General features: G+C 37.6%; 9 protein-coding genes. 3 read left to right on the top strand and 6 right to left on the bottom strand.

The window, feature by feature from the left end; translation table 11 throughout:
* The 3 genes from rpsI to tsf form a co-directional block, all read left to right on the top strand.
* Positions 1 to 79 (top strand): 30S ribosomal protein S9 (gene rpsI, locus B3763_RS02860; protein ID WP_286743477.1); only part of this gene is annotated, 79 nt, incomplete at its 5' end.
* Between the two features lie 24 nt (positions 80 to 103).
* A complete protein-coding gene (gene rpsB / locus B3763_RS02855; protein WP_189631620.1) occupies positions 104 to 862 on the top strand; it encodes a 30S ribosomal protein S2 in 759 nt (252 codons plus the stop codon).
* Between the two features lie 98 nt (positions 863 to 960).
* Positions 961 to 1,791, top strand: coding sequence for a translation elongation factor Ts (gene tsf, locus B3763_RS02850; RefSeq protein ID WP_286743473.1), 831 nt, complete (start codon positions 961 to 963; stop codon positions 1,789 to 1,791).
* 119 nt (positions 1,792 to 1,910) lie between these two features.
* Here tsf and B3763_RS02845 read toward each other — a convergent pair whose 3' ends face one another.
* The 6 genes from B3763_RS02845 to B3763_RS02820 all read right to left on the bottom strand — a co-directional run bounded on the left by B3763_RS02845 (position 1,911) and on the right by B3763_RS02820 (position 5,585).
* Positions 1,911 to 2,384 carry a hypothetical protein gene (locus tag B3763_RS02845; RefSeq protein ID WP_286743471.1) on the bottom strand — a complete coding sequence of 158 codons (474 nt, stop codon included), beginning with the start codon at positions 2,382 to 2,384 and terminating at the stop codon, positions 1,911 to 1,913.
* On the bottom strand, positions 2,368 to 3,483 hold the full coding sequence (locus tag B3763_RS02840) for a DUF4221 family protein (RefSeq protein ID WP_286743469.1): 1,116 nt from the start codon (positions 3,481 to 3,483) through the stop codon (positions 2,368 to 2,370). The genes B3763_RS02845 and B3763_RS02840 overlap by 17 nt, the downstream gene beginning before the upstream one ends.
* A gap of 57 nt (positions 3,484 to 3,540) precedes the next feature.
* Positions 3,541 to 3,768 (bottom strand): hypothetical protein, encoded by a 228-nt coding sequence (locus tag B3763_RS02835; protein ID WP_286743466.1) that lies wholly within the window; start codon positions 3,766 to 3,768, stop codon positions 3,541 to 3,543.
* A 12-nt stretch (positions 3,769 to 3,780) separates the two neighbouring features.
* Positions 3,781 to 4,002: a hypothetical protein gene (locus B3763_RS02830; RefSeq protein WP_286743463.1), complete on the bottom strand. Its 222-nt coding sequence runs from the start codon at positions 4,000 to 4,002 to the stop codon at positions 3,781 to 3,783.
* Between the two features lie 427 nt (positions 4,003 to 4,429).
* A complete protein-coding gene (locus tag B3763_RS02825; RefSeq protein ID WP_286743460.1) occupies positions 4,430 to 5,410 on the bottom strand; it encodes an MBL fold metallo-hydrolase in 981 nt (326 codons plus the stop codon).
* Between the two features lies 1 nt (position 5,411).
* Positions 5,412 to 5,585, bottom strand: a complete 174-nt coding sequence (locus B3763_RS02820; RefSeq protein WP_189631623.1) for a hypothetical protein — start codon at positions 5,583 to 5,585, stop codon at positions 5,412 to 5,414.
* Positions 5,586 to 5,831: the final 246 nt, after the last annotated feature.

Here is a 5,831-nt window from a genome sequence, read left to right as displayed (position 1 = left end):
AAGAGATAGTAGGGTTGTTGAAAGGAAGAAGTACGGAAAACCAAAAGCGAGAAGATCGTTCCAGTTCTCGAAACGTTAATCTGAACAAACTTTAAAGTATATAATGTCTAATCTAACTCACAAAGACTTACTTGATGCTGGTGTTCATTTCGGACACTTAACGAGAAAGTGGGATCCGAGAATGGCTCCGTACATCTTCATGGAGAAGAACGGAATCCATATCATCGATCTAAACCAAACCCTTGACAGCCTCGAAGAAGCATCAAATGCTGTTAAGAACATCGTAAGATCAGGAAGAAAAGTAATGTTCGTGGCTACTAAGAAACAAGCCAGAGCTTTGGTTTCTGAGGAAGCCAAGAGATTGAACATGCCTTACGTTACTGAGAGATGGTTGGGTGGTATGCTTACCAACTTTGCCACCATCAGAAAATCTTTGAAAAAACTTGCCGGTATAGACAAGTTGATGAAAGACGAAGCCTACAAAGCCCTGGCTAAGAAAGAGCGTCTCATGAAAACTCGTGAGAAAGCTAAGCTGGAGAAGTTGTTAGGTGGTATTACCGATCTTACCCGATTGCCTGCTGCATTGTTCGTAATCGATGTAAAGAGAGAGCATATTGCTGTTTCTGAAGCCAAGAAGTTGGGTATACCTGTATTCGCGCTTTGTGATACAAACTCTAACCCTAACTCGGTAGATTTCCCGATTCCTGGTAACGATGATGCCTTTAAGTCTATAGAAATTATTACCAAAGCATTTGGTAAGGCTATCGAAGAAGGTTTGTCGGCTCGCAAGCAAGACAAAGAGGAGAGAGAAAGAGAAAAGGCAGAGCAGGAGAAGATCGAAACAGATTCTCAAGAAGCTTAATTCATTAGTGATAAAATCTTGATACAAATTGAACATTGAATTCGCTTCGATGTTCAATTTTTGTTTTAACCGAAATAAGAATCATAAAAATTCATAAAATGGCTATTACAGCAACAGATGTTAACAAACTAAGACAAATGACCGGTGCCGGAATGATGGACTGCAAAAAGGCATTGGTAGAAGCAGATGGCGATTTTGACAAAGCCATTGAAATCCTTCGTAAAAAAGGTCAGAAGCTTTCTGAGAAGAGAGCCGACAGAGAAACCAAAGAAGGTAGCGTATTTGTAAGAGTAAGCGAAGATAAGTCTTCAGCTATCTTAATTTCATTTACTTGTGAGACCGATTTCGTGGCTAAAAATGATGATTTCCAGTCTTTGGGTAATGAGATCGCTGATGCTGCTATGGCCAATAAGCCTGCTGATATTGCTGCACTTAACGCTCTTAGCCTTAGTGAGTTGACCGTACAGGAAAAAGTGACTGAGTACATTGGCAAGATTGGTGAGAAGCTGGAAGTTTCGGCTTATGAAACCATTACTGGTGAGCAAGTGGCTTCTTACATTCACTCTAATGGTAAGTTAGGTGTTTTGGTAGCACTTTCTGGCACAGGAGGTAACGATGTAAGTGATGCTGGTAAGGATGTAGGTATGCAAATTGCCGCTATGAACCCCGTTGCTTTGAACAAAGACGGTGTTGACCAGTCGATTATTGACAAAGAAATTGAGATTGGAAAAGAGCAAGCTCGTCAGGAAGGCAAGCCGGAAAACATCATCGAGAAAATTGCGATGGGTAAACTGAACAAGTTCTTCCAGGAGAACACTTTGTTGAGCCAGTCTTTTGTGAAAGATCCTAAGCAAACTGTTCAGCAGTACTTAGACTCTGTGAACAAAGGCATGACAGTAACTGCTTTCAAAAGAGTAGCGATCGGATAATTCATCCTTCAAGCATGAAATAAAAAGCGACTTCGAAAGAGGTCGCTTTTTTGTTGAAATTGTCTCTAAGCTCTAATTTTATCGTATTAAATTTAAATCAAAGGAGATGATTCATTGGATTAGTAGTTTAGCTTGGCCTCTAAGTTTAAAATTGCATGAGGGTTTTCTGGTGAAACAAATTCTAAATTAATAACCCGGTTGTCAATTAGTTCGATAATAAAGGGGTAAATCGTAGATTTCAGTAGCCCCGTTGATACATCGTCTGAGTCAATATACCAGTATTGATTATTTATACTTTCTCCAAATTTGATTTTTAAAGTTTTCATTGAAATAATGTCTGTCAATAAAATATTGAGCCTATGTGAATATTGCTTAGAACTATTCATGACGAATTCTTCCGCTGTGTCTATGCATCCTGTGCAACCAGTTCTAGGTATAACTAATATGAATTGCTTATTTGTTAGCCCATGAAAGCCTTGATTGTTCACAAGATGTTCCAATTCAGATTGGACCTCTTGATTTTTATTTGATGAACAAGAGATTGTGAGTATTAATAATAAAAAGACTGTTAAATAATTAGAAACTGTATTCATAGTGTTTGATTTTCAAGCTATCCTCCATTTGAGTACTGAATATAATTTGATACATTCCTTTGTCTGTAAAGAAAAAGTGATCTTTCCCTTTAATTTCTGAGTAGCCTAAAATATTGAAGTTTTCGTCAATGATTTGCAGTTTCGATGAAGACTGCATTTTGCCATTGCTTCTTTCAATGATTGGTTCATCTATCCTTCGTATAAATACTTTCCTATATTCATCATAATATAGACTACTAAACCTCGTGCGTGCGAAAATTTTACTCTGTTCACGTCTCGGGTCTTGATCAAAGCTTTTTTTAAGAACAGGGCTTTCATCAATTTCAATGTCGTTCATTAAAATCTGATGAGATTGTACAATTTGATCACTGTCTGATACTGAATAAAGGTTTTTGTCAAGAGTGTAGCTGAAATATAATTGGTTGTTTGAACCCTTAGTGAATGAAATATCACAAAACCCAGAGGGCCAATAATGTGCATCGGACTCCAAAGAATATAATTCAGGGAATTCAGCTAAAAGTCTTTGACCATCTTGTGTAATCTGTAACAGAGCGCTTTTTGTTTCCTTGATGTTCTTACTGTTACAAGATTGTCCAGTATAAAGGAAGTAAACATCGTTTATTTTAGTCAATGGCATTTTACGATTGCTATTTGGGTATATTTCATCGGACTTAATATCAATTTTAAATCGTTTTAGGACATTACCATTGAAATCAGCAGTTAAAATTTCGTTAGAATAATAGCTATGAATTAAAAATTTGTCATCTTCTATAAGAAATGAAGCAATTCTGCTTCCAAGACCATTTGGCCCGTCTTTGTCGAATTTAATCTTCTTTTCTAAATTGGTAGTTTTCAGATTATAAAAATAGAACATGTAATTATTACTATTGAAAAACACCAAATAATTAGAAGAGTCTGCTTTATAAATAACAGTCTCACCGATATTTGGTGTAGTCTCTGAATCTAATAGCAGATACATACTACCTTTCTCAAGTAGATCAATATTTGTTAAATATTTCTGCGGAACTGAACTTTTGTCCTGTCTTGAATCACATGACAAGAGGATAACTATAATGGTCAGTAGGTTTAAATATTTCATGATACTAAGAGGAATTAATGAGTCTTAATGACTCATTAATTCAATAAAAGTTGAAAATTAATATGGTGCAACGATACAGTTATACCCTCCAATAACTACAAATTCCTTCTCGCACCAAGCATCAGTTAAAATCATATTGCCATCTTCATCTTCTTCATATTCAGTTTGACAACTTCCATTATTCAATGGATTAACTGCCAAGGTACAAGTTCCCGCAGCTAAACTAAAAGTCAATAGCCCTGAACAAATTAGAATTGTTAAAGAGCGATTTATATTTTTTCTCATTTTCTCGAATTTTTAAGTGATAGAAATTTTGCAGTTGTAATGATGTGGATAGCCGTCTTCTGCTATAGATTCAAGACATGTGTAGTCAACAGGCACAATCTCGTCATTCTCATCAAATTCAAAAATAATATAACATCGCCCATTTGGATTATTTGGGTCGAGCGTACAAGCCCCTTGTAGATTTGAACTAAATGCCGCCAGTGTTAAAAATAACGCTAATAAACTTTTTCTCATTTTCTTATGAATTAAACAAAGCCTACTCATTTGGATCAGGCATTTTCGGCATCCTCCTGTTTTTTGAGCAGAAATACAAAGACAGTTGTATACGGGGCTGAGAGTTGTATTGTGTGTGCTCGTTCTTCAATTTTTTTAGCTAAAGTATGAAGTTCCTTTTCTTAAGATAGGACTAAAGTAAAGTAGTGGAGAGGGTAAAGTCAAGTTATAAGTGAAAAAATAAATAAAATTAATTCAAATTTCTTATATGGTTACCTCAAGTATCTGATTCATCACCATCAGTGTCTCCAGAATGGGACTCTGATGAAGAGCTTTATTTTCTTAGCTATTGAGATAAAGTTGATGGAATTGCCTTGCCATTAGTCTCAGCTTTGTTCACCGCCTGCGCAGCCGTCCGACCGCTCAAAGCGGTCGGACGGCTAAACTATCAAAACCGAAATATCTGCCCTTGCTTAGCTACATGAAAACCTGCCTGTACAACCTCTTTATACTCCCTGCTATTGACATCAAGAATGGGGTTGGTGTGATTCGCGTGGATAAAGTACACCTTAGCCTTATCAGCATCTGATAGGTTCTTAAAAAGCTCCATGCTTTCAGTGGTAAAAGGGTGAGGAATCAGGCTCATGTCTCTACCTTCAAGTTCTCCATCTTTATAGAAGCTGGCATCAATAAGTATATAATCGTGGGCCTTAACCACTTCTCGAATGTCTACATCCCATCGGTTCCATTTGTCTATGTCAGGAATAAAAACAAGGCTCTTGCGACTAACTTTTATTTGATAGCCTACAGTTTCGCTGTATTCATCTCTGTGGGGAACAGTGAAAGGCATTACAGAAATACTGTTGCTCAACGAGATTGTTGTGGAGTCTGACAGGGGTTTTAGAGCTATGTTCTCTAAACTAACTAATTGGCTCCAGGGTCCGTTTTCTTGAAGAAAGGCAGTCATTTTAGGCATGGTGTAAACCGGAATGGTTCGTGTACCCATTACTTCTCTACCCAAATGCATGAGCCCGGTGTAGTGGCCAATATGTGCATGAGTTAAAAATATACCATCGAAAGGATATTGTGTGGGCTTCGAAACCTTATCGGCCATTTCTAACTGTTCCCGAAAATCAGGAGTGGCTTCGAAAAGGTAGCGTTTGTTATGCTGCGGGTCTACCAGACAAAGCGATACAGCATACTGTTTTGCTCTTAGCCCTTCTTCAATCAGTTTAAATTCTTGTCTCGATCCGGCCTGCGGATAGCCCGCGTCTTGTGCCACACCGAGCACCATTAGGTAAGGGGCGTCCTGAGATGGAATATTGGTGTCAATACCTTGGGTTTCCGGGCTGCTACAGCTTAGGAAAACGAATAAAAAAAGAGCCCATAGAGGCTCTAAAGTTAAGGTTGAAGATGGTGTGTCGTTCATATTAACTACCACAACCTACGCAATCTATTTTAGAATCCATAGGCTTCACACCGTTCAATTTCATTTTTAGATTGTGAATTTGGTCTTTAATGTCCATATCGGCAAACATGTCGCCAGTGAGTTGAGCGTTCAGTTGGTCGATCTGCTTTTGTAGTTGTTCTTTAGTTTCTTCCATGGGGGTGTTATTTGGGTGATCAAAAATGAATTTAAAGTTTCTCAACATTAAATCAAATAGGAGAAGTTCAATGTTCGTGGTTTAACCTTTAAGATTCATAGTTTATAGTCGACTCAAGTCAGAGATGGACAGTTGGTGGTTGATGACTGTGGTTTAACCTGAGTTTGATGTAAGAAAAGAACGTCATGCAAAAAAAACAGGCCTTAAACTCTCAAAAAAAGACCTGTTTTATCCGGTATCTCAACA

It is taken from the genome of Roseivirga sp. UBA1976, from assembly GCF_002336325.1.
GTDB classification, from domain to species: Bacteria; Bacteroidota; Bacteroidia; order Cytophagales; family Cyclobacteriaceae; genus Roseivirga; species Roseivirga thermotolerans.
This window is presented reverse-complemented; position numbering and strand designations above follow the sequence as displayed.